This window comes from Pantoea coffeiphila, assembly GCF_016909495.1.
In the GTDB taxonomy this organism is placed as follows: Bacteria; Pseudomonadota; Gammaproteobacteria; order Enterobacterales; family Enterobacteriaceae; genus Erwinia; species Erwinia coffeiphila.
The window spans coordinates 385,312-406,112 of record NZ_JAFBFW010000004.1; the positions used below are offsets into that span (position 1 = coordinate 385,312).

Consider the following 20,801-nt stretch of genomic DNA (forward strand, 5'->3'; position numbering starts at 1 on the left):
GCTATTTTGCCGTATATGATAATGATTATTAAACGCGTTTGTAATGATTGTAGTTATCGCTGTGATAGCCATCGCTATGAAATATAGCACTGGCTATACTTTGGGTTACAGTACGTCAAAGCTAAAATTTGAGCAACCTCTTTCACTGTAGGGCATTCGGAATTCACTTACCAGATACAGGGTGTTTTTTTCATCGCCTTTTCACCGCGATTACGCTAAGTAGTATGAAGTAAACGATCCAGGCAGGGGAAATTTCGGCGAGTGAAGAGAAAAACCTGTGACGGCTCATGCTTTTCTGCAAAAAGCTGTAATAGCTAATTGTTATATTGTGGATTAAGTCTCGTTTTTCCAAACCTTATTACATAGAATGTGCAACGAAATATAACTGCCCTCAAATTATTGGAGCAAACATGTCCCGCATTCTGCACTTTGCACTGGCACTGGCGGTGGTTGCGCTGTTGGCCTTACTGGTCAGCCGCGACCGAAAAAATATCCGCGTCCGCTTCGTTATCCAGCTTTTGGTGATCGAAGTTCTGCTGGCCTGGTTCTTCCTGAACTCTGAAGTCGGTCTTGGCTTCGTTAAAGGCTTCTCGGATCTGTTCGAAAAACTGCTGAAATACGCAGCGGAAGGTACCAACTTTGTCTTCGGTAATATGAGCGACAAAGGCCTGGCCTTCTTCTGGCTTAACGTTCTGTGCCCAATCGTCTTTATCTCTGCGCTGATCGGTATTCTGCAGCATTTCCGCATCCTGCCAATCATCATCCGCGCCATCGGTACGGTGCTGTCGAAGATCAACGGCATGGGCAAACTGGAATCCTTTAACGCGGTAAGTTCGCTGATTTTGGGACAGTCAGAAAACTTTATCGCCTATAAAGATATTCTCGGAAAAATGTCCGAACGCCGTATGTACACCATGTCAGCAACCGCGATGTCGACCGTTTCTATGTCGATTGTGGGTGCCTACATGACCATGCTGCAGCCTAAATACGTTGTTGCTGCGCTGATCCTGAATATGTTCAGTACCTTTATTGTACTGTCGTTAATCAACCCGTACCGCGTTGAGAGCGAAGAAGACCTGAAGCTGAATAATACGCACAAAGGTCAGAGCTTCTTTGAAATGCTGGGTGAATACATTCTTGCCGGTTTCAAAGTTGCGGTTATCGTAGCCGCAATGCTGATTGGTTTTATCGCGCTGATCTCCGGTATTAATGCCCTGTTTGATACCATTTTCGGCATCAGCTTCCAGGGTATTCTTGGCTACGTGTTCTTCCCGTTTGCCTGGGTGATGGGCGTTCCTGCCGGTGAAGCGCTGCAGGTTGGCAGCATCATGGCAACTAAACTGGTGTCTAACGAGTTTGTTGCAATGATGGATCTGCAGAAGATTGCCTCCCAGCTGTCACCGCGCGCGGAAGGTATCCTGTCGGTGTTCCTGGTCTCCTTCGCTAACTTCTCTTCGATCGGTATCGTTGCCGGTGCGATTAAAGGCCTGAATGAAGAACAGGGTAACGTCGTCTCCCGCTTCGGCCTGAAGCTGCTGTACGGCTCAACGCTGGTCAGCGTGCTGTCGGCTTCTATCGCCGGACTGGTGCTGTAACACGGATCGGGGCCTGATGGCCCCGATTTTCATTTGGTTAAACCGCCGTCTGAAGCTGTCACTGCTTTTCCATCGTCACATCATCCTTACCCTGTCCGCTTTCCCCTGCCGCCCGTCATGACCCTATCCGCTTGTGGCGTTTGCCGTCTGTTATCACATCATCTCAACCGACCGGATGACATTTCGCGCCCCCGATCGCCACGCGCTGCGCCACAACATTGCTGATTTGCTGGTTAACAACGAACAATTATTGATTTCACTCGCCTTTTAATCCGGCTTAGTGTGGCCCTCTGAATTGCCACCCTTCGACGTTTACTGCGGATTGTTGTTGATGAAGGCCAGTCGTTCAACGGCAGAGCGTTCATTTCCGACAGTAGCGACCTCTTTCACTGACTGTCTGGAACCCTCTTATGGCTGAAAATACTCTGTTAACCCGCGACTACCACCAACTGCGCCTGGCTCTGCAAAACCATCAGGAAGTGGCGCTGGTTGATGTGCGGGAAGAAGTCCAGTTTGCCAGCGGACATCCGCTGTTTGCGGTGAATATCTCCCTTTCCAAGCTGGACCTGGAGATCCTGAACCGCGTTCCCCGCCTGACCACGCCGGTGACCGTTTACGATAACGGTGAAGGACTGGCACAGGAGGCTGCCGCCAGACTGCGCGAGATTGGCTATCTTGACGTTGCGCTGCTGGCAGGAGGACTGTCCGGCTGGACCGAAGCGGGCGGAGAGCTGTTCAGCGACGTCAATGTCCCCAGCAAAGCGTTTGGCGAACTGGTTGAGAAACGGGCTAAAACCCCGTCGCTGTCAGCCGATGAGGTCAACGCCCTACAGCGGGCAGGTAGCAGCGTGGTGCTGCTGGATGCCCGACGTTTTGACGAGTATCAGACGCAAAGTATTCCCGGCAGCATTAGCGTCCCCGGCGGTGAACTGGTGCTGCGTAGCCGGGATCTGGCTCCATCGCCGGAAACCACCATTGTCGTCATCAGCGCCGATCGCACACGTAGCATTATTGGTGCGCAGTCGCTGATTGATAGCGGGCTGCCTAACCCGGTTTACGCCCTGCGTGACGGCATCCTCAGCTGGACGCAGGCAGGACTGAAGCTGGAGGCGAATCAGACGCATCGTTACGGCGAAGCCAGTGACACGGCCCGTCTGCATGCGGCACGCCACGCGCGTACCCTGGCAGACAAAGCCGGGGTCCAGCGCGCTACGCTGGACGATGTGAACGTCTGGCGCCAGCAGGATCGGCACACGCTTTATCTGTTTGACGTGCGCGATGAGGCGGAATATCAGCAGGGTCATTTACCCGATTCACGTCACGTTCCCGGCGGGCAGCTGCTTCAGGAAACCGATCATTACGCCAGCGTTCGCGGTGCATGGATTGTTCTGATCGATAACGATGGCGTACGAGCCAATATCAGCGCGTCCTGGCTGGCACAGCTGGGCTGGCAGACGTTTGTGCTCGATGGTTTGAGCAAAGCGGACTTCAGCGCCACCGGCGGCTGGTCACCACGGGTTCCAGCGCAGCCTGCCCTTCCGGAAATTGAACCCGCAGAGCTGTCGGCCCTGCTTGCCAGCGGCGATATTCAGGTACTGGATTTCACCACCAGCGCCAACTACGCCAATGCGCATATTCCAGGGGCAGCGTGGCTCCAGCGTTCGGTACTGACCACCGAAGGAGCCGCCGTGCTGCCGGATTCAGCACGCTATGTTGTGACCTGCGGCAGCAGCCTGCTGGCGCGCTATTCGATTCCGAAGCTGGAACAGCTGACCGGCAAACCGGTTCTGGCGCTGAAGGGGGGGAACACCGCGTGGAAAGCCGCCGGTCTGCCGGTGGAAAGCGGAGAAACCCGGCTGCTGCTGCCGCGCGTCGATCGCTACCCGCGACCTTATGAAGGCAAAGATATCTCCCCTGCTACTTTACAGGCCTATCTTGAATGGGAGCGTGGGCTGATCGCGCAGCTGGATCGTGATGGTACCCATGGTTTTCAGGTATTGAGATAAGGCTCTTTAGGAGAGGCGAGCTGACTGAGGCTCGCTGTGCTGTGCTGTGCTGAAGGATAGGGCAACGCAGGTTAGTCGGGGAATGAAGCGATTGTATTTCTCACCACAGCGCTAAAATAGTGGGCGATTAAGCGGGGACCTGAAACGGGTTACCCCGCTTTTTTATGCGAAAAGCCGCGTGGTCGTAAAAAATGAACGAAAAAAACCCGCCGAAGCAGATTTATTTTTTAACAACGACCTGTTTGAGAATTTGGTGGAGATAAGCGGGATCGAACCGCTGACCTCTTGCATGCCATGCAAGCGCTCTCCCAGCTGAGCTATACCCCCACTACTAAACTCTGTTTTTCGGTGCCACCTGAACCTTCTGGTAAGGTTTGGTGGAGATAAGCGGGATCGAACCGCTGACCTCTTGCATGCCATGCAAGCGCTCTCCCAGCTGAGCTATACCCCCAGTCCGAAAAACCGTGTCGTGTTGACGGCGGGGATAATATGAAACAGCGCGGTTGGTGTCAACGGCAAATTAACAATCTGAGATCGATCGCTGAAAAAGACGCCAAAGCGATGATAAAAGCGTTAATTTCCTGTTTTAGCATCCTCACTGCGCCGGACTCATTACGACAGGTTATTATCACTACGATCGGACTTCCGTCAGGAAACCCCTAAGATTTCCCCTAGTTCAGCCACTTATCTTTCGCTGTTAATTATTGGTAATTTTTATAAGTAAAGCTGCTTGTTTTTGTTAACTGAGCGTGCAAAACTTGCGCCCGAATTTGGATGCCGGGCCTTCTCTGCGCTGGATGCGCGCGTTTCAGCACGCGACGGAATCCGGCAGTTTATTATCACTATAAATCAGAGCCCCCATGTCTTTGCACACACCAAAAGAAATTGCTGCTCTTGCCGTTCAGGCAGGCGTGGTTAAAAGCCGTTCGCCTATCTCTTCATTGTTGATTCTTGGTTTCCTGGCTGGAGCCTTTATCGCCTTCGGCTTCCTGCTCTATATTCACGTCATTAACCAGCTGCCTGCCGACTGGGGTTCCTTCGGGGTGCTGCTTGGCGCTGCCGTCTTCCCTGTTGGCATTATTATGACCATTCTGGCCGGCGGTGAGCTGCTAACCGGAAACATGATGCTGTTACCTGTTGCCTGGTTTGCCCGCAAAATTAGCGCATTGAGCCTGTTACGTAACTGGTTCTGGGTCACTATCGGTAATTTTATCGGCAGCGTGGCGATTGCCTGGCTGTTTGGCCATATGATCGGCATGACCGAAGGTGATTACCTGAAGAAGACCGTAGCGATTGCCAGCGCGAAGGTTAATGCCGACTTTATGCACGCGTTTATTTCAGGTATTGGCTGCAACTGGCTGGTTTGCCTGGCAACCTGGCTGGCTTTTGCCAGTAAAGATGTGGTTGGTAAAATCTTCGGCATGTGGTTTCCGGTTATGGCCTTTGTGGCCATCGGCTTCCAGCACGTCGTAGCCAATATGTTTATCGTTCCTGCCGCAATTTTTGCCGGTTACCTGAGCTGGGCCGAATATCTGCCAAACTTTGTTGCCGTATTCCTCGGTAATACCGTTGGTGGCGCGGTGTTTGTAGGACTGGCATATTACATCGCCTACCGTCCTCGCACCGAAGAAGTGGCTGTTTCTCGCTAATTTATCCTCCCCCGCGCGCCCGCTGCGGGGGAAATTTCCTATTGTTCCACGTATTTTTCCTTTCATTTGACTAAAGGTTAGTAATTTGTATTAGTTGTTCAAGTGATGAATTGTTGTAATATGTTCAATTACTTTGTTCGGCTAAAAGGGATAGATAGTGAAAAAGGATTGGTTAACGCCGGAAGAACTGGCACAGCAAACAGGTTTCAGCAGACAAACCATCAATAAATGGGTTAAGAAAGAGGGTTGGACAACCGCCCCAAAACCCGGAGTTCAGGGTGGGAAAGCCAGGATGATTTTTATCGATGAACAGGTAAAATCATTCCTTAAATCAACGCGTCACGCAACTGAACCCACTGCGCATTATCGCGTTAACCAGAGTTCTCTTTCTGCTTTACTGGTTTCATCGCTGCAACAACTGAGCACCGATGAACAGGAAAAGTTGACGGCATTACTGCTGCGCGAAGGAATTCAGGGGATATTGCAAAGGTTAGGAATTCGTAACGTTTAACCAACAGATTCTGCGACCAGACCGCTATATTCATATAGGTTAATTGACGCAGTAACTGGAGTAATTAAAGGGCTCATGACTTTCATGAGCCCTTTTTAATGGAATGATCAGCGCTTTCCTGAACAAAAATGCCATTAACACCGTACGACCGACCTACGGCTCTGAATCGGTCTCGAATACCTGATTTGAAGAGAATTAACGCGGCGCCTGGTAAGGCGTTTGATGCCGCTCAGGCGCTCCTGTTTGAACGTCTGGGAAGTGTAATGCTGGAACAGCGGGCTGAGGATTTTGAGCAACGCTTTGCGGGAGCTGTAAAAAATGCCGACCACCTGAGTGGCCGGCATTTTTTGAAGAGCTAAGTTATCTGGATAAAATCAGGTACAGGCTGAAATCAGCCTTCGCGGGTGGCGATAAACGCCAGCGCTTTCTCAATACGCGCAATGCTGCGTGATTTGCCGATAGCCTGCACGGTAACGTCCAGGCCCGGCGACTGCCCGGCACCGGTTACCGCAACGCGCAGCGGCATACCCACTTTACCCATACCGACTTCCAGCTCGTCCGCGGTCGCCTGAATGGCGTGATGAACGTTTTCTGCCGTCCAGTCAGCAACGGCTGCCAGCTTATCGCGTACCACTTCCAGCGGCTGACGCGCCACCGGGCGCAGGTGTTTCTTCGCCGCATCGGCATCGAAATCATCAAAGTCTTCGTAGAAGTAACGGCAGGATGCCGCCATTTCCTTCAGCGTCTTGCAACGCTCACCCAACAGGGTCACCAGCTGAGACAGCTGCGGCCCCGTGCGGGTATCAATGTTTTCCTGCTCAATGTGCCACTGCAGGTGAGTCGCCACATATTCCGGTGCCAGAGTGTTGATGTAGTGATGGTTCAGCCACTGCAGCTTCTCGGTGTTGAAGGCGCTGGCAGATTTGCTGACCGCATCCAGATCGAACAGCTTTTTCATCTCATCGACGGAGAAAATCTCCTGGTCACCATGGGACCAGCCCAGACGTACCAGATAGTTCAGCAGCGCCTCCGGCAGGTAGCCGTCATCGCGATACTGCATGACGCCGACCGCACCGTGACGTTTGGACAGCTTTTTGCCATCGTCGCCGAGGATCATCGAAACGTGGGCGTAAACAGGCACCTGAGCACCGATCGCTTTCAGAATGTTGATCTGACGCGGGGTGTTGTTGATATGATCTTCACCGCGAATCACGTGAGTAATGCCCATATCCCAGTCATCAATGACAACACAGAAGTTATAGGTCGGTGAACCGTCGGTGCGGCGAATAATCAGATCGTCCAGTTCCTGATTGCTGAACTCAATCGGGCCGCGGATCTGGTCGTCAAAAATAACCGAACCTTCCTGCGGGTTGCGGAAGCGGACTACGCAAGGCTCATCGTCAGCGTGATTCTCATGGCTGTCGCGGCAGCGGCCGTCATAGCGCGGCTTCTCACCGTTCGCCATCTGCTGCTCACGCAGCGCTTCCAGACGCTCTTTAGAGCAGTAACATTTGTACGCGGTGCCGGCTTCCAGCATTTGATCGATAACATCGTTATAGCGATCGAAACGCTTGGTCTGATAGTACGGGCCCTCATCCCAGTCGAGATTCAGCCAGTTCATGCCATCCATAATGGCATCGATCGCCTGCTGGGTTGACCGCTCCAGATCGGTATCTTCGATGCGCAGCACAAACTCACCGCCGTGATTACGGGCAAACAGCCAGGAGTAAAGTGCAGTACGAGCGCCGCCAACGTGCAGATAGCCAGTTGGGCTGGGAGCGAAGCGGGTTTTGATTTTCATTAATGAATGCCTTATTACGCGGATGCTTTGGCCAGAGTCAGGGCAAATTATGCCAGTCTGATTTTCGTGGCAGATATTCTATCACTCGCAGACGAATCCTCAACGCCAATCCCCACTTCTGCCCCGGTCATCACGGTGATTTTCTTCGGCAAGCCTCTGTTTTTGCCTGAAATGAGAACATCCTGACTATTTTTAAGGCGAACTCACATTTTAATTAGAAAAAGCGTTGACTCATCTCATTGGATCCCTATAATGCGACTCCACACAGCGGGGGTGATTAGCTCAGTTGGTAGAGCATCTCCTTTACACGGAGGGGGTCGGCGGTTCGAGCCCGTCATCACCCACCATCTACTTCGGTAGGCTCGCAGTGTAGACAAGTAGTGAGATTGGGCGATTAGCTCAGTTGGTAGAGCATCTCCTTTACACGGAGGGGGTCGGCGGTTCGAGCCCGTCATCGCCCACCAATCTCAACTTGTCAAAGCAGTAACGATATGGGTGATTAGCTCAGTTGGTAGAGCATCTCCTTTACACGGAGGGGGTCGGCGGTTCGAGCCCGTCATCACCCACCATATCGGGTCGTTAGCTCAGTTGGTAGAGCAGTTGACTTTTAATCAATTGGTCGCAGGTTCGAATCCTGCACGACCCACCAATGTTAAGAAGGCGCCCTAAAGGCGCCTTTTTGCTATTTGCGATTCGGGCGGGGAAAAACCAGCCTGCGTAATCTTCACAGCAACAAAGATAAATTCGCCGACCACCGCTTAGATACCTCCCCTCACCCACTGTGGTAAAGTTTCCCGACCTGATAATCAATTCACTCGCCACACCAACTCAAAAGCACCGAATTCATTCTAAAAATGAGAAAAAAAATCACCAAAAACGACCTGGACCGCTTCGACCTCGCGATCCTCGACATTCTGCAAGACAATAATCGACTGCCGCATTCGGCCATAGCAGAACAGGTGGGGCTTTCCACACCCTCAATTCAACGGCGCATCAGCCGACTGGAAGAGAAAGGCGTGATTAAAAGTCATGTTGCGGTGATCGATCCGGCAACGGTGGGGAATCCGATCACCGCGGTGATTGAATCGCGGCTGGTTGAAGATCGCAGCCTGGTGATGGATCGGGCAAAACGCTATTTTCGCAACGTGGAAGAGATCCAGCAATGCTACTTCGTTAACGGCGGCGTCTCCTTTATCATCATTATGATTTCCCGCGATTTACAGCACTTCGAACAGCTGGTCAGGCAACATTTTGCCGATAACATGGATATTCTGACCTACCGCACGCTGATCGTACTCGACCCGGTGAAAACCGGCCTGAAAATTCCATTATTCGATCTGGACGACAGGCCATAACGGTCACGATGCCGTTTTCTGCCGGGAAAACAGTGCGCACCCGGCGCAGGCGGCCATCACGCAGGCAATACCAAGGCACTGAATCAGGGTCAGGGTTTCGTGCAGAACCAGCCACCCTGCAATAGCGCTGACCGCCGGAGAGCCGCTCAGCAGCACGCCAAACACCCGTGAAGGCAGCCAGCGCATGGCGTACATATCCAGCAGGAACGGCAACATGCTCGACAGCACCGCCACACTAAAGCCCACCAGCAGGACTTCGGGCGAGAACAGCGCCATCCCGGCCTGAACGGTTCCCGGCGGCACCGCGATGCACGCCGCAATCGTCATGCCAATCGCTACAGAACGCCCGCCGCCGCCGGAAACCCGCCGGCCGATAATCACATAAAGCCCCCAAAACATCGCTGCCGCCAGCGAGAACCCGACACCACGCAGATCGATTTCCCCTTTTACATCCCCGGCGGCCAGCAGCACCATCGCCAGGGCTGAGAGTGCAATCCAGATCAGATCGGACTTTTGCCGCGAAGTGAGCAGCGCGGCCAGCAGCGGCCCCATCACTTCAATAGAAATCGCAATACTCACTGGAATATAAGCAAAGGCGCGGTAAATCAGCAGGTTCATCAGCGCCAGAATCACGCCATAGAGCAGCATTGAAGGCCATGAAATATCGCCTTTTTTGATGTTCCAGGGGCGAAAGACAGCCAGCAGGACAATGGCTGAGATTCCCAGGCGCAATGCTGCCACCCCGTCGCTGCCCACTAAGGGGAAAAGGGTCTTGGCGAAGGCCGCCCCGGACTGCACGGAAATCATCCCGGCAAAGGCGGCAACAAAAGGCAAATTACGATTGCTCTGCATTGAATCTATTCATAAAAGAGAGGGATAGAGAATTGTAAACTGCAGCGGCGAGTCGTTTTCTCATAAATCAGGTTTAAATGATTTTTATCTTCGAGTTTCCACCGTCTGTGAGGCAAAAACTTACCTGTGCCAACGGAGGCGTTATCGTCAGGCTTTGGCCATCCCAGCGTCAACATTGCCGCCTGCCCACTTAGTACGGCGGCGTCAAATTGCGCTGCTCCGTCAACAGCGCGGCCTGCTGACGAACCTCCTGCCAGATGGCCTCGGCGGCAGGAGTCAGCGAACGATTCTTACGCCGCACCAGCATAATAGTGCGGTTGATTTCCGGTACTAACCTTCTGACCATCAGCGGCCTTCCCTGCGGCAGCGGCAGTGCCAGCGCAGGCAGAATGCTGATGCCAATCCCCGCCTCCACCATTGGGTAGAGCGTGGCCGGATGACCAATTTCCTGCGCGATATCGGCCTGTACCTGCTGCTGGCGTAGCGCTTCATCAATCAGTACCCGGCTTCCGGAGGCGTAATCCTGTAGTACCAGCGTGCGCTGGTTGAGCATATGCCAGTGAATGGTTTGCTGCTGCGCCAGCGGATCGTCCATCCGGCACAGCAGCAGGAAGGGTTCATCAAGAATAGCTTCACACTCCAGATCGTCCGAATGCAGCGGGCCAATAACGATGCCGAAGTCGACTTCGGCATTACGAATGCTTTGCAGCACCCACTGCTGCGGACGATCGCGCAGCATCACCCGGATTTCGGGATAGTTCACCTGCCCGGCAGCAAGGCACTGGGGCATCAGATGTGCTGAAATGGTCTGGCTGGCGGCAACGCGCACCGTACCGCTGCGCTGCTGGCCGTAGCTGCGTACATCCAGCAGGGTGTTGTTTAACTCCTCCAGCAGATGTTCCAGCCTGCTGGCGAGCTGCTCTCCGGCCTCCGTCAGCACGACCTCACGCGTTGTGCGGTCAAGCAGACGAATCCCCATCTCCCCTTCCAGCTCTTTAATACTGTGGCTGACCGCTGACTGACTCAGGCCTATCGCCTGCCCTGCCTGGCTGAAGCTGCCCTGTGCGGCAACGGCCACAAACACCCGAAGCTGACGCAACGTGTAATTCATCGATTCTTCTCATATATTCATTTAATAAATCAATTTTATTTCTAAACCTACCCGTCGCACAATAGCCGCATGTTTGTATAACAAGGCTTTAACAATGGGTAAATTTCGTCTCGATCCGCTGATGCTGAAACTGATCGCCACCGTCTTGCTGGCTTCTTTCCTCCCTGCACGCGGCCACTTCGTTGATTTTTTTGAATGGCTGACCACTGCCGCAATTGCCCTGCTGTTCTTTATGCACGGTGCCAAACTCTCGAAAGAGAAGATTATTGCCGGCGGCGGCCACTGGCGGCTGCATCTGTGGGTGATGTTCAGCACCTTCGTTATCTTCCCGGCGCTCGGTATGCTGCTGGTCTGGTGGCATCCACTGCCGCTCAGTACCGAGATCTACACCGGCTTTATGTATCTGTGCATTCTGCCTGCTACCGTACAGTCGTCGATTGCCCTGACCTCGCTGGCTGGCGGTAACGTTGCGGCTGCGGTTTGCAGCGCATCGGCATCAAGTTTGCTGGGGGTATTTGTTTCACCTCTGCTGGTTGGCCTGCTGATGAATGTGAATAGCGATGCGGCCACCGGTAATTTTGAGCAGATCGGTAAGATTATGCTGCAGCTGCTGGTGCCGTTTGTTGTCGGGCATATTTCCCGCCGCTGGATTGGTGAGTGGGTGGAAAGAAACCGTAAGCTTATCGGCCAGACCGATCAGGCATCGATTCTGCTGGTGGTCTACTCTGCCTTCAGTGAAGCGGTGGTAAACGGTATCTGGACGCGCGTTGGCGTCAGTACTCTGCTGTGGATTGTGGTCGGCAGCCTGGTTCTGCTGTTCCTGATTCTGGCTATCAACCTTGCTGCGGCGCGTCTGTTTGGCTTCAACCGGGCGGATGAAATTACCATTCTGTTCTGCGGTTCGAAGAAGAGTCTGGCGAACGGGGTTCCGATGGCGAATATTCTGTTCCCGTCATCGGCGGTGGGGATTATCGTGCTGCCGTTGATGATTTTCCATCAGGTGCAGTTGATGGTGTGTTCGATGCTGGCCCAGCGTTATAAAAAATCGGGTGAGAAGCTGGCCGCGCAGTCTGCAGCAGCGGGTAAGCCGCTGGTGGAGTCACAGAAGTAATCTGGTTGGATGGGCGTTTAGCCTGTGACCGTTCGGAATGCTGAAATAGCCGCTTCATTTTGGAGCGGCTATTTTTTTGCTTGATGGCCGGGGCATCGAGGACTGGGGAACAGCCAGCCAGCGCATTCTCCGGGCACGCAGGCAACGGGCATTCCCCACCAACCATTATCCTCGCTTCAGCGGCTTAACCAGCCCTTCCAGCCCCTCAATCTTGATCGCCAGCGTAATCTGCATCAGATCGCCGAGCTTGCCCTGTGGAAACTCATCCTTGCGGGCAAACCACAACAAATACTCCTCGGGCAGATCGATCAACACCCGCCCTTTGTACTTGCCAAACGGCATCACCATGTTGGCAATCTCAACCAGCTGTTCCTTTTCCATATTACTCACCGAGTAAACGAATCATTTCCGCTTCATCGATCACCGCAATGCCCAGCTCCGTTGCCTTCGCCAACTTGGAACCTGCTGCCTCACCGGCAATCACCAGATCGGTTTTCTTCGACACGCTGCCGCTCACCTTCGCGCCCAGCGCCGTTAAGCGATCTTTAGCCTCGTCGCGCGACAGCACGCTTAATGAACCGGTCAGCACCACGGTTTTACCGGCAAACGGACTGTCGATTTCTTCGGCCTTGACCACCACCACTTCCGGCCAGTGAATGCCGGCTTTCTCAACCAGCAGGCGGATAACCTCGCGGTTGCTTTCTTCATCCATAAAATTACGCACGTGGCTGGCCACCACTTTACCGACGTCCGGTACGGCAATCAGCGCCTCGATATCGGCCGCCATCAGCGCCTCCAGCGTACCGAAATGCGCGGCGAGGTTAGCAGCGGTCGCCTCTCCCACTTCACTGATCCCCAGCGAGTAGAGGAAGCGGGCAAAGGTGGTTTGCTTCGCTTTCGCCAGTGCATCGACCACGTTCTGCGCCGATTTCGGCCCCATGCGATCCAGACCGGTCAGTTTCCCGGCGGTCAGATCGAACAGATCGGCCGCATTGAGTACGTACTCTTTATCCACCAGCTGATCGATAATCTTCTCGCCCATGCCGTCGATGTCCATCGCCCGGCGGGAAACGAAATGCTTCAGCGCGCCTTTACGCTGTGCACCGCAGATCAGGCCACCGGTACAGCGGGCTACCACTTCGCCCTCTACGCGCTCAACGTCCGAGCCGCAGACCGGGCAGTGGGTCGGGAATATTATTTCTCGCGCGTCTTCGGCGGATTCGACCACGCTAACGACCTGCGGGATAACGTCTCCGGCACGGCGGATCACCACGCGATCGCCAATCTTTAACCCCAGACGATCGATTTCATCAGCGTTGTGCAGCGTGGCATTACTCACCATCACGCCGGCAACCAGCACCGGTTCCAGACGTGCAACCGGGGTGATCGCACCGGTGCGTCCTACCTGGAACTCAACGTCACGTACGGTGGTAATCTGCTCCTGCGCGGGGAACTTAAACGCTACCGCCCAGCGCGGGGCGCGGGCGACAAAACCGAGCTGCTCTTGCAGATCCAGTGAATCGACCTTGATCACCACGCCGTCGATATCAAAACCCAGCTGCGGGCGGTCGGCCTCAACCTGACGATAAAAGGCCAGCACCTCGTCGGCGCTGTGGCACAGGCGGACGCGATCGCTGACCGGCAGTCCCCAGGCTTTAAACTGTTTGAGGCGCTCAATGTGGCTGCGCGGCATGTCACCGCCTTCCAGCAGCCCCAGGCCGTAGCAGAAAAAGGTCAGCGGGCGTTTGGCGGTGATGCGCGGGTCCAGCTGGCGCAGCGATCCTGCCGCCGCATTTCGCGGGTTGGCAAACACTTTGCCGCCGGTACGACGCGCTTCGTCGTTCATTTTTTCAAAACCGGCCTGCGGCATAAAGACTTCACCACGCACTTCTACTCTGGCCGGAATATTGTCGCCCTTCAGGCGCAGGGGAATGGCGTGGATAGTGCGCACGTTGGAGGTGATGTTCTCACCGGTGGTGCCATCACCTCGGGTTGCCGCGCGAACCAGCAGGCCGTCTTCATACAGCAGGCTGACCGCCAGACCGTCCAGCTTCAGCTCGCAACAAAAGAGGATGTCATCGCTGCTTTTCAGGCGATCCTGCACGCGCTTGTTGAAGGCCAGATAGCTCTCTTCATCGAAGGCATTATCCAGGGACAGCATCGGGACTTCATGGCGGACCTGCTCAAACGCCGCCAGCGGAGCGGCCCCCACACGTTGGGTTGGCGAATCAGGAGTAATCAGCTCCGGGTGAGCCGTTTCCAGCTCGCGCAATTCACGCATCAGACGATCGTATTCCGCATCCGGAATTTCCGGCGCATCCAGCACGTGATACTGGTATTCATGGTGGTGAAGCAGAGCTTTCAGATGGGTAAGTTTGTCTTGTACGGATTGCATATGCGGCACCATCAGAGATAAAAAACCCCCGAAGTCGGGGGTTAGTTAAGCGGGATTAGAAAAACGTTTAGTGACTGTTGGCTTCGACGACTTCGCGGATGCGCCCTTTGTACGATTCCAGCTTCTGCGGCGTCATCATACGACGTTCATCGTCCAGTACCACACCACCCACATCATCAGCGATGCGCTGCGCGGATTGCAGCATCAGCTTGAAGTTCTGATTCGCATCACCGTAGGACGGCACCATCATAAAGATAGAGACGCCAGGGGTGGAAAAGTCCGACATGTTATCCGGATTAAATGAACCCGGCTTCACCATGTTCGCCAGGCTGAACAACACCGGGCCGCTGCCCGCCGGGTTCAGGTGACGATGGAAAATATTCATTTCGCCAAACTGGAAGCCAGCCTGAAGCACACCCTGCAGCAGCGCTTCACCGCTGATACTGCCACCGGCGTGAGCCGAAACGTGCAGGACCAGAACAGTTTCCTTCGGTGCTGATGCACGCGGAGCCTCGGTATGAGCAGGTGCCTGCTGTACAGCTGGCTGTGCGGGTTCAACCCGCTGCGGCTCGGCAACAGGGGCAGAGACCGGTTTTACCACCGACTCTTCAGCACGGGCAACGGGTTCCGCGTTCAGCACGGGCTCGGCGCGGCGCGGCGGAACCTCATCATGATAAGGCTCTGGCTGTGCGTTACCGCCGAACAACGGGTCCTGTTCAGGCTGTTCCTCAATAACCGGGGGCTGGTGACTAACCGGCTCCGGGCGAGGTTTAGGCTGACGCGGCGGTTCATCCCCGGCATTGAATCCACCCAGGGAAGGGTCCGACGGTTCAGGAGGGCTGCGCGTGGCACGCACGTCATCCATACCTTCTTCGTCATCCTCGAAAGCTTCTTCTCTGTCCTGCTTTAAACGCTTGTGCGGACGGTCGCGAAAAACTGATGAACGCTCTTTACGGCTGGTCCACAGGCCGTGCAGTAAAAGCGCTATAATTGCGACCGCGCCAACAACGATTAATATCAGACGCAAATCCTGCATCATTGTATTCTCTGTTGTTCCAATACCTTGCCACCGCGGCAAACTTTATCCTCTAACTGTATTTGCCCAAGTACACAAGTGCAAGTCTGTGCAGTATTTTCTGACAAATATCCCGAGTCGAGGACGCTTTTTTGCTGTAATTTCGCGCAATCTTGCCCTGGAAAGCGCAAACAGCTGGGTTATGATAGCCGAAACCAGCATGTGAATAGGAGATAAAGCATTACATGGTACTAAATAATTCCAACAATGGTCATAACGGGGTCCATTATTTTGCCCAGGGCTGGCAGCTGATCCGCCTGCCCGGCATTCGCCGCTTCGTCATCCTGCCGCTGCTGGTCAATATCCTTCTGATGGGCGGCGCCTTTATCTGGCTGTTTGGCCGTCTTGGCCAGTGGATACCCGAACTGATGGCCATGGTACCCGGCTGGCTACAGTGGCTTAGCTACCTGCTCTGGCCGCTGGTCGTTCTCTCCATTATTCTAGTCTTTAGCTATTTTTTCTCCACTATCGCGAACTGGATTGCGGCACCGTTTTGTGGCCTGCTGGCCGAGCAGCTGGAAGCCAGGCTCACCGGTCAACCGCTGCCCGATAGCGGCTGGGCAGCTCTGGTGAAAGATTTTCCACGCATCATGAAACGCGAGTGGCAGAAGCTGGCCTACTATTTACCGCGCGCCATCGTACTGCTGTTGCTCTACTTTATCCCCGGATTTGGTCAGACGGTGGCCCCGGTGCTGTGGTTCCTGTTCAGCGCATGGATGCTCTCTATTCAGTACTGCGACTACCCTTTCGATAACCACAAAGTCAGTTTTACTCAGATGCGTGCAGCACTGCGTCAGAATAAGACCGATAATTTACAATTCGGCGCGCTGGTCAGTTTGTTCACCCTGATCCCCATCCTGAATCTGGCGATCATGCCGGTGGCCGTATGCGGTGCCACCGCCATGTGGGTAGACCGCTACCGCGCTACGCTTGGGCTGAGCCGCTAAGCAAGAGCCGGCCGAATCTTTCGCTGCGACAGGGTAGCAATGCGCCCTGCGCAGCCTTAGATTTATCTATATGCCGTTTCGACAGGGCTTATTTCGACAGAACATATATATATACGATTTCTTCACTTCCTTGATAAATTGAACACGGTATGCTCTAGACCGTTCCCAATATTTCATACAGTTAAGGACAGGCTATGAGTAAGATCTATGAAGACAACTCGTTAACAATCGGTCATACGCCGCTGGTTCGACTGAACCGCATCGGTAATGGACGCATTCTGGCGAAAGTTGAGTCACGCAACCCAAGCTTCAGCGTCAAATGCCGTATCGGTGCCAATATGATTTGGGACGCAGAAAAACGCGGAATTCTTAAACCCGGCATTGAACTGGTTGAACCAACCAGCGGCAATACCGGTATTGCTCTGGCCTATGTGGCCGCCGCTCGCGGTTACAAACTGACGCTGACCATGCCGGAAACCATGAGCGTGGAACGCCGCAAACTGCTGAAAGCGCTGGGTGCAAACCTGGTGCTGACCGAAGGCGCCAAAGGTATGAAAGGCGCGATTGCTAAAGCCGAAGAGATTGTGGCCAGCAACCCGGATAAGTTCGTGCTGCTCCAGCAGTTCAGCAACCCGGCCAACCCGGAAATTCACGAAAAAACCACCGGCCCGGAAATCTGGGAAGATACCGATGGTGAAGTCGATGTGTTTATCGCAGGCGTGGGCACCGGCGGTACGCTGACCGGCGTCAGCCGCTACATCAAAAACACCAAAGGCAAGAAAGAGCTGATTACCGTTGCGGTTGAGCCAACCGACTCTCCGGTTATCGCCCAGGCGCTGGCCGGTGACGAAATCAAGCCAGGCCCACACAAGATTCAGGGTATCGGTGCCGGTTTTATTCCGGGCAACCTTGACCTGAACCTGGTTGACCGCGTTGTCGCAATCTCCAATGAAGAAGCGATTTCTACCGCCCGTCGCCTGATGGAAGACGAAGGCATTCTGGCCGGTATCTCTTCCGGCGCAGCGGTCGCCGCAGCGCTGAAATTGCAGGAAGATGAAGCCTTCGCCAACAAGAACATTGTGGTGATTCTGCCGTCCTCCGGCGAGCGCTATCTCTCTACCGCACTGTTCGCCGATCTGTTCACTGAAAAAGAGCTGCAGCAGTAATCGTCGATCCGCAGATTTGCTCAAAAAAGCACCCATTTGGGTGCTTTTTTGTGGAGTCCGTCAAACTTTTACCATCCTGCAGATTGCTTTTACCCTCCAGTGTCTGGTATTTAAGCTGCCAATTATTTTGATCCGTAAAATTAATCGCCGCGTGACCTGGATCGTGCTGAATCGTTTTACTGGTTTGGCGCACTGCGGCAAATAGCGGCATAATGAAGTGTGGAAAAGCGAGAGTTTAATCGCGTATTTTCTCTCCGTCTGGCTTCCACCTTATCAGCGCATTTTTTGGCGAGTCTTTGTACCAAGCCAGCGCGACTCATACCGGCTAAGGTTCCGGCTTTCGCCTGAACTTTAGGCCTACAACACCAAACCAAATTAAGTTGGGGAAATATAATGTTCCAGCAAGAAGTTACCATCACTGCACCAAACGGCCTTCACACCCGCCCTGCTGCTCAGTTCGTTAAAGAAGCGAAAGCATTCTCTTCTGAAATCACCGTAACCTCTAACGGCAAATCAGCCAGCGCTAAGAGCCTGTTCAAGCTGCAGACTCTGGGCCTGACTCAGGGTACCGTTGTTACCCTGTCTGCTGAAGGCGAAGACGAGCAGAAAGCGGTTGAGCATCTGGTTAAACTGATGGCCGAGCTCGAGTAATCACGGTCGTTTTTCCATCATCCAGCGTAAAGCTTTGGCTGAAAGTAACCGTAGCGCTTACCTGTCACACAGCGGCAGGATAAAAGTAAACGGATATACTGTAGGTATCTTGATCGCGGACAGCATGTCCGCGTTATTGCTTTCATAAAATATCCAAAAGCTGACAAGACAGGCCGCAGAAAACGGCAGGCTCGCTGAGTGAATTAACCGATGCAGTCATCAGCGGTTCATCGCCTTCGATGATTATCAGAGACAGGAAAGGTAGGGTTATGATTTCAGGCATTTTAGCATCACCGGGTATCGCTTTCGGCAAAGCTCTTCTGTTGAAAGAAGATGAAATTGTCATCAACCGGAAAAAGATTTCTGCCGATCAGTGCGATCAGGAAGTTCAGCGTTTTCTTGATGGTCGTAAAAAAGCTGCCGTGCAGCTGGAAGCGATCAAAATCAAAGCCGGGGAAACCTTCGGTGAAGAGAAAGAAGCGATCTTCGAAGGCCACATTATGTTGCTGGAAGATGAAGAACTTGAGCAGGAAATCATCGCCCTGATTAAAGACGAGCACGCAACTGCGGATGCTGCTGCCTTTTCCGTCATTGAAGGCCAGGCTAAAGCCCTGGAAGAGCTTGACGATGAATACCTGAAAGAACGTGCTGCTGACGTTCGCGACATCGGTAAACGCCTGCTGCAGAATATCCTGGGTCTGCATATTGTCGATTTAAGCGCGATCAATGAAGAAGTGCTGCTGATTGCCAAGGATCTGACCCCGTCTGAAACGGCACAGCTGAACCTGAACAAGGTGCTGGGCTTTATTACCGACATCGGTGGCCGTACCTCACACACCTCTATCATGGCGCGTTCTCTGGAACTGCCTGCCATCGTCGGTACCGGTGATGTGACCAGCCAGATTCAAAACGATGACTACGTGATTCTGGACGGCGTAAACAACAAAGTTTACGTTAATCCAACGGCCGACGTGATCGATGAACTGAAGGCGGTTGCCCATCAGTACACTTCTGAAAAGAACGAACTGGCTAAGCTGAAAGACCTGCCGGCGATCACCCTTGATGGTCATCAGGTTGAAGTCTGCGCCAACATCGGAACCGTGCGTGACGTGGCCGGTGCAGAGCGCAACGGTGCTGAAGGCGTAGGCCTGTACCGTACCGAATTCCTGTTTATGGACCGTGAGTCGCTGCCGTCTGAAGATGAGCAGTTCCATGCGTACAAAGCCGTAGCCGAAGCCGTAGGCGCGCAGGCGGTGATTGTACGTACTATGGATATCGGCGGTGACAAAGATCTGCCGTATATGAACCTGCCGAAAGAGGACAACCCGTTCCTCGGCTGGCGCGCGATCCGTATTGCCATGGACCGTACCGAAATTCTGCATGCGCAGCTGCGTGCCATCCTGCGTGCTTCCGCATTTGGCAAACTGCGCATCATGTTCCCGATGGTGATTTCCGTTGAGGAAGTGCGCTTCCTGAAGGCCGAACTGGAAACCCTGAAAGCCCAGCTGCGTGAAGAAGGCAAAGCCTTCGACGAAAGCATTGAAGTGGGTATCATGGTGGAAACGCCAGCGTCGGCGGTGATTGCGCACCATCTGGCAAAAGAAGTTGATTTCTTTAGTATTGGGACAAACGACCTGACGCAGTATACTCTGGCTGTTGATCGTGGTAACGATCTGATCTCCCATCTCTACAATCCGATGTCTCCGTCCGTTCTGACGCTGATCAAGCAGGTTATTGATGCTTCTCACGCAGAAGGCAAGTGGACCGGTATGTGCGGTGAGCTGGCAGGCGATGAACGTGCTACACTACTGCTATTGGGAATGGGGCTGGATGAATTCAGCATGAGCTCTATTTCTATTCCACGCATCAAAAAAATTATTCGTAATACGAATTTTGAAGACGCGAAGGCGCTAGCAGAGCAGGCTCTGGCACAACCAACAGCGGACGAGTTGATGAACCTGGTCAACAAGTTCATTGAAGAAAAGACACTCTGCTAAGGCCCGGAGACGGCTGGCCCAATATTACTGCTTAGGAGAAGAACATGGGTTTGTTTTCAAAACTTTTTGGCGATAAGTCAGATTCTGCATCTGGTGCGATTGAAATCGTAGCCCCCCTGTCTGGTGAAATCGTCAATATCGAAGACGTACCGGACGTAGTGTTTGCAGAGAAAATTGTTGGCGACGGTATCGCTATCAAACCTTCTGGCAATAAAATGGTTGCTCCCGTTGATGGCACCATCGGTAAAATTTTCGAAACCAATCATGCGTTTTCCATCGAGTCCGACAGCGGTATTGAGCTGTTTGTTCACTTTGGTATTGATACGGTAGAACTGAAAGGCGAAGGCTTTAAGCGCATCGCTGAAGAAGGTCAGAAAGTGAAGAAAGGTGACGTAGTCATCGAATTCGATCTGCCTTTACTGGAAGAGAAAGCGAAATCAACGCTGACGCCTGTGGTCATCTCAAACATGGATGAGATCAAAGAGCTGACTAAACTGACCGGCAGCGTGACCGTCGGTGAGACTCCGGTTATCCGCATCAAGAAGTAAGAGCAGATAAACCAGAAAGCCCCCTGAGCAA

The 20,801-nt window shown here is 53.4% G+C and carries 17 protein-coding genes and 6 tRNA genes; 15 read left to right on the top strand and 8 right to left on the bottom strand.

The window, feature by feature from the left end:
- Positions 1 to 410 precede the first annotated feature (410 nt).
- Both JOE09_RS15260 and JOE09_RS15265 read left to right on the top strand, forming a co-directional pair.
- On the top strand, positions 411 to 1,595 hold the full coding sequence (locus tag JOE09_RS15260) for a NupC/NupG family nucleoside CNT transporter (protein ID WP_205066372.1): 1,185 nt from the start codon (positions 411 to 413) through the stop codon (positions 1,593 to 1,595).
- A gap of 410 nt (positions 1,596 to 2,005) precedes the next feature.
- Complete coding sequence (locus tag JOE09_RS15265; protein WP_205066373.1) at positions 2,006 to 3,601, top strand: rhodanese-like domain-containing protein; 1,596 nt, start codon at positions 2,006 to 2,008, stop codon at positions 3,599 to 3,601.
- Positions 3,602 to 3,852: 251 nt separating this feature from the next.
- Here the strand turns inward: JOE09_RS15265 and JOE09_RS15270 are convergent.
- Positions 3,853 to 3,928 (bottom strand) — tRNA-Ala (locus tag JOE09_RS15270).
- Positions 3,929 to 3,976: 48 nt separating this feature from the next.
- Positions 3,977 to 4,052 (bottom strand) — tRNA-Ala (locus JOE09_RS15275).
- Positions 4,053 to 4,461: 409 nt separating this feature from the next.
- Between JOE09_RS15275 and JOE09_RS15280 the strand changes: the two genes are divergently transcribed.
- On the top strand, positions 4,462 to 5,250 hold the full coding sequence (locus JOE09_RS15280; protein WP_205066374.1) for a formate/nitrite transporter family protein: 789 nt from the start codon (positions 4,462 to 4,464) through the stop codon (positions 5,248 to 5,250).
- 157 nt (positions 5,251 to 5,407) lie between these two features.
- A complete protein-coding gene (locus tag JOE09_RS15285) occupies positions 5,408 to 5,761 on the top strand; it encodes a YfeC-like transcriptional regulator (RefSeq protein WP_105593320.1) in 354 nt (117 codons plus the stop codon).
- Positions 5,762 to 6,152: 391 nt separating this feature from the next.
- Here the strand turns inward: JOE09_RS15285 and gltX are convergent, their stop codons facing one another.
- Entirely contained in the window at positions 6,153 to 7,562 is a 1,410-nt protein-coding gene (gene gltX, locus JOE09_RS15290) for a glutamate--tRNA ligase (protein ID WP_205066375.1), read from the bottom strand.
- A gap of 271 nt (positions 7,563 to 7,833) precedes the next feature.
- Here gltX and JOE09_RS15295 point away from each other — a divergent pair.
- The 5 genes from JOE09_RS15295 (at position 7,834) to JOE09_RS15315 (ending at position 8,917) form a co-directional block, all read left to right on the top strand.
- Positions 7,834 to 7,909, top strand: a tRNA-Val gene (locus JOE09_RS15295).
- A 41-nt stretch (positions 7,910 to 7,950) separates the two neighbouring features.
- A tRNA-Val gene (locus JOE09_RS15300) sits at positions 7,951 to 8,026 on the top strand.
- A 29-nt stretch (positions 8,027 to 8,055) separates the two neighbouring features.
- Positions 8,056 to 8,131, top strand: a tRNA-Val gene (locus tag JOE09_RS15305).
- Between the two features lie 4 nt (positions 8,132 to 8,135).
- Positions 8,136 to 8,211 (top strand) — tRNA-Lys (locus JOE09_RS15310).
- A gap of 205 nt (positions 8,212 to 8,416) precedes the next feature.
- The gene (locus JOE09_RS15315; protein WP_205066376.1) at positions 8,417 to 8,917 is read left to right on the top strand and encodes an Lrp/AsnC family transcriptional regulator; all 501 of its coding nucleotides are present in this window, start codon (positions 8,417 to 8,419) and stop codon (positions 8,915 to 8,917) included.
- Positions 8,918 to 8,920: 3 nt separating this feature from the next.
- On the opposite strand, the gene JOE09_RS15320 is transcribed toward JOE09_RS15315, so the two are convergent.
- Both JOE09_RS15320 and JOE09_RS15325 read right to left on the bottom strand, forming a co-directional pair.
- Positions 8,921 to 9,769, bottom strand: coding sequence for an EamA family transporter (locus JOE09_RS15320; RefSeq protein ID WP_105593316.1), 849 nt, complete (start codon positions 9,767 to 9,769; stop codon positions 8,921 to 8,923).
- A gap of 190 nt (positions 9,770 to 9,959) precedes the next feature.
- Positions 9,960 to 10,880: a LysR family transcriptional regulator gene (locus JOE09_RS15325; protein ID WP_205066377.1), complete on the bottom strand. Its 921-nt coding sequence runs from the start codon at positions 10,878 to 10,880 to the stop codon at positions 9,960 to 9,962.
- Positions 10,881 to 10,974: 94 nt separating this feature from the next.
- Between JOE09_RS15325 and JOE09_RS15330 the strand changes: the two genes are divergently transcribed.
- Positions 10,975 to 11,991, top strand: a complete 1,017-nt coding sequence (locus tag JOE09_RS15330; protein ID WP_200548114.1) for a bile acid:sodium symporter family protein — start codon at positions 10,975 to 10,977, stop codon at positions 11,989 to 11,991.
- Between the two features lie 165 nt (positions 11,992 to 12,156).
- Here JOE09_RS15330 and JOE09_RS15335 read toward each other — a convergent pair whose 3' ends face one another.
- From JOE09_RS15335 to zipA, 3 genes are all read right to left on the bottom strand, one after another.
- Positions 12,157 to 12,372, bottom strand: a complete 216-nt coding sequence (locus JOE09_RS15335) for a DUF3820 family protein (protein WP_105593313.1) — start codon at positions 12,370 to 12,372, stop codon at positions 12,157 to 12,159.
- A 1-nt stretch (position 12,373) separates the two neighbouring features.
- Positions 12,374 to 14,386 carry an NAD-dependent DNA ligase LigA gene (gene ligA / locus JOE09_RS15340; RefSeq protein ID WP_205066378.1) on the bottom strand — a complete coding sequence of 671 codons (2,013 nt, stop codon included), beginning with the start codon at positions 14,384 to 14,386 and terminating at the stop codon, positions 12,374 to 12,376.
- A 67-nt stretch (positions 14,387 to 14,453) separates the two neighbouring features.
- The gene (gene zipA, locus JOE09_RS15345; RefSeq protein ID WP_205066379.1) at positions 14,454 to 15,425 is read right to left on the bottom strand and encodes a cell division protein ZipA; all 972 of its coding nucleotides are present in this window, start codon (positions 15,423 to 15,425) and stop codon (positions 14,454 to 14,456) included.
- A 221-nt stretch (positions 15,426 to 15,646) separates the two neighbouring features.
- Here zipA and cysZ point away from each other — a divergent pair, with 221 nt between their 5' ends.
- The 5 genes from cysZ (at position 15,647) to crr (ending at position 20,770) form a co-directional block, all read left to right on the top strand.
- Positions 15,647 to 16,408 carry a sulfate transporter CysZ gene (cysZ, locus tag JOE09_RS15350; protein ID WP_205066380.1) on the top strand — a complete coding sequence of 254 codons (762 nt, stop codon included), beginning with the start codon at positions 15,647 to 15,649 and terminating at the stop codon, positions 16,406 to 16,408.
- Between the two features lie 194 nt (positions 16,409 to 16,602).
- On the top strand, positions 16,603 to 17,574 hold the full coding sequence (gene cysK, locus JOE09_RS15355; RefSeq protein ID WP_105593309.1) for a cysteine synthase A: 972 nt from the start codon (positions 16,603 to 16,605) through the stop codon (positions 17,572 to 17,574).
- Between the two features lie 393 nt (positions 17,575 to 17,967).
- Positions 17,968 to 18,225 (top strand): phosphocarrier protein Hpr, encoded by a 258-nt coding sequence (ptsH, locus tag JOE09_RS15360; protein ID WP_048915267.1) that lies wholly within the window; start codon positions 17,968 to 17,970, stop codon positions 18,223 to 18,225.
- Between the two features lie 269 nt (positions 18,226 to 18,494).
- Positions 18,495 to 20,222 (top strand): phosphoenolpyruvate-protein phosphotransferase PtsI, encoded by a 1,728-nt coding sequence (gene ptsI, locus JOE09_RS15365; RefSeq protein ID WP_105593307.1) that lies wholly within the window; start codon positions 18,495 to 18,497, stop codon positions 20,220 to 20,222.
- A gap of 44 nt (positions 20,223 to 20,266) precedes the next feature.
- On the top strand, positions 20,267 to 20,770 hold the full coding sequence (crr, locus tag JOE09_RS15370) for a PTS glucose transporter subunit IIA (protein WP_105593306.1): 504 nt from the start codon (positions 20,267 to 20,269) through the stop codon (positions 20,768 to 20,770).
- Positions 20,771 to 20,801: the final 31 nt, after the last annotated feature.

Excerpts from the sequence above, each read along its gene's own strand:
- JOE09_RS15260 (WP_205066372.1), top strand. The coding sequence starts at position 411 with ATGTCCCGCATTCTGCACTTTGCACTGGCACTGGCGGTGGTTGCGCTG.
- JOE09_RS15265 (WP_205066373.1), top strand. The coding sequence starts at position 2,006 with ATGGCTGAAAATACTCTGTTAACCCGCGACTACCACCAACTGCGCCTG.
- JOE09_RS15280 (WP_205066374.1), top strand. The coding sequence starts at position 4,462 with ATGTCTTTGCACACACCAAAAGAAATTGCTGCTCTTGCCGTTCAGGCA.
- gltX (WP_205066375.1), bottom strand. The coding sequence starts at position 7,562 with ATGAAAATCAAAACCCGCTTCGCTCCCAGCCCAACTGGCTATCTGCAC.
- JOE09_RS15315 (WP_205066376.1), top strand. The coding sequence starts at position 8,417 with ATGAGAAAAAAAATCACCAAAAACGACCTGGACCGCTTCGACCTCGCG.
- JOE09_RS15320 (WP_105593316.1), bottom strand. The coding sequence starts at position 9,769 with ATGCAGAGCAATCGTAATTTGCCTTTTGTTGCCGCCTTTGCCGGGATG.
- JOE09_RS15325 (WP_205066377.1), bottom strand. The coding sequence starts at position 10,880 with ATGAATTACACGTTGCGTCAGCTTCGGGTGTTTGTGGCCGTTGCCGCA.
- JOE09_RS15330 (WP_200548114.1), top strand. The coding sequence starts at position 10,975 with ATGGGTAAATTTCGTCTCGATCCGCTGATGCTGAAACTGATCGCCACC.
- JOE09_RS15335 (WP_105593313.1), bottom strand. The coding sequence starts at position 12,372 with ATGGAAAAGGAACAGCTGGTTGAGATTGCCAACATGGTGATGCCGTTT.
- ligA (WP_205066378.1), bottom strand. The coding sequence starts at position 14,386 with ATGCAATCCGTACAAGACAAACTTACCCATCTGAAAGCTCTGCTTCAC.
- zipA (WP_205066379.1), bottom strand. The coding sequence starts at position 15,425 with ATGATGCAGGATTTGCGTCTGATATTAATCGTTGTTGGCGCGGTCGCA.
- cysZ (WP_205066380.1), top strand. The coding sequence starts at position 15,647 with ATGGTACTAAATAATTCCAACAATGGTCATAACGGGGTCCATTATTTT.
- cysK (WP_105593309.1), top strand. The coding sequence starts at position 16,603 with ATGAGTAAGATCTATGAAGACAACTCGTTAACAATCGGTCATACGCCG.
- ptsH (WP_048915267.1), top strand. The coding sequence starts at position 17,968 with ATGTTCCAGCAAGAAGTTACCATCACTGCACCAAACGGCCTTCACACC.
- ptsI (WP_105593307.1), top strand. The coding sequence starts at position 18,495 with ATGATTTCAGGCATTTTAGCATCACCGGGTATCGCTTTCGGCAAAGCT.
- crr (WP_105593306.1), top strand. The coding sequence starts at position 20,267 with ATGGGTTTGTTTTCAAAACTTTTTGGCGATAAGTCAGATTCTGCATCT.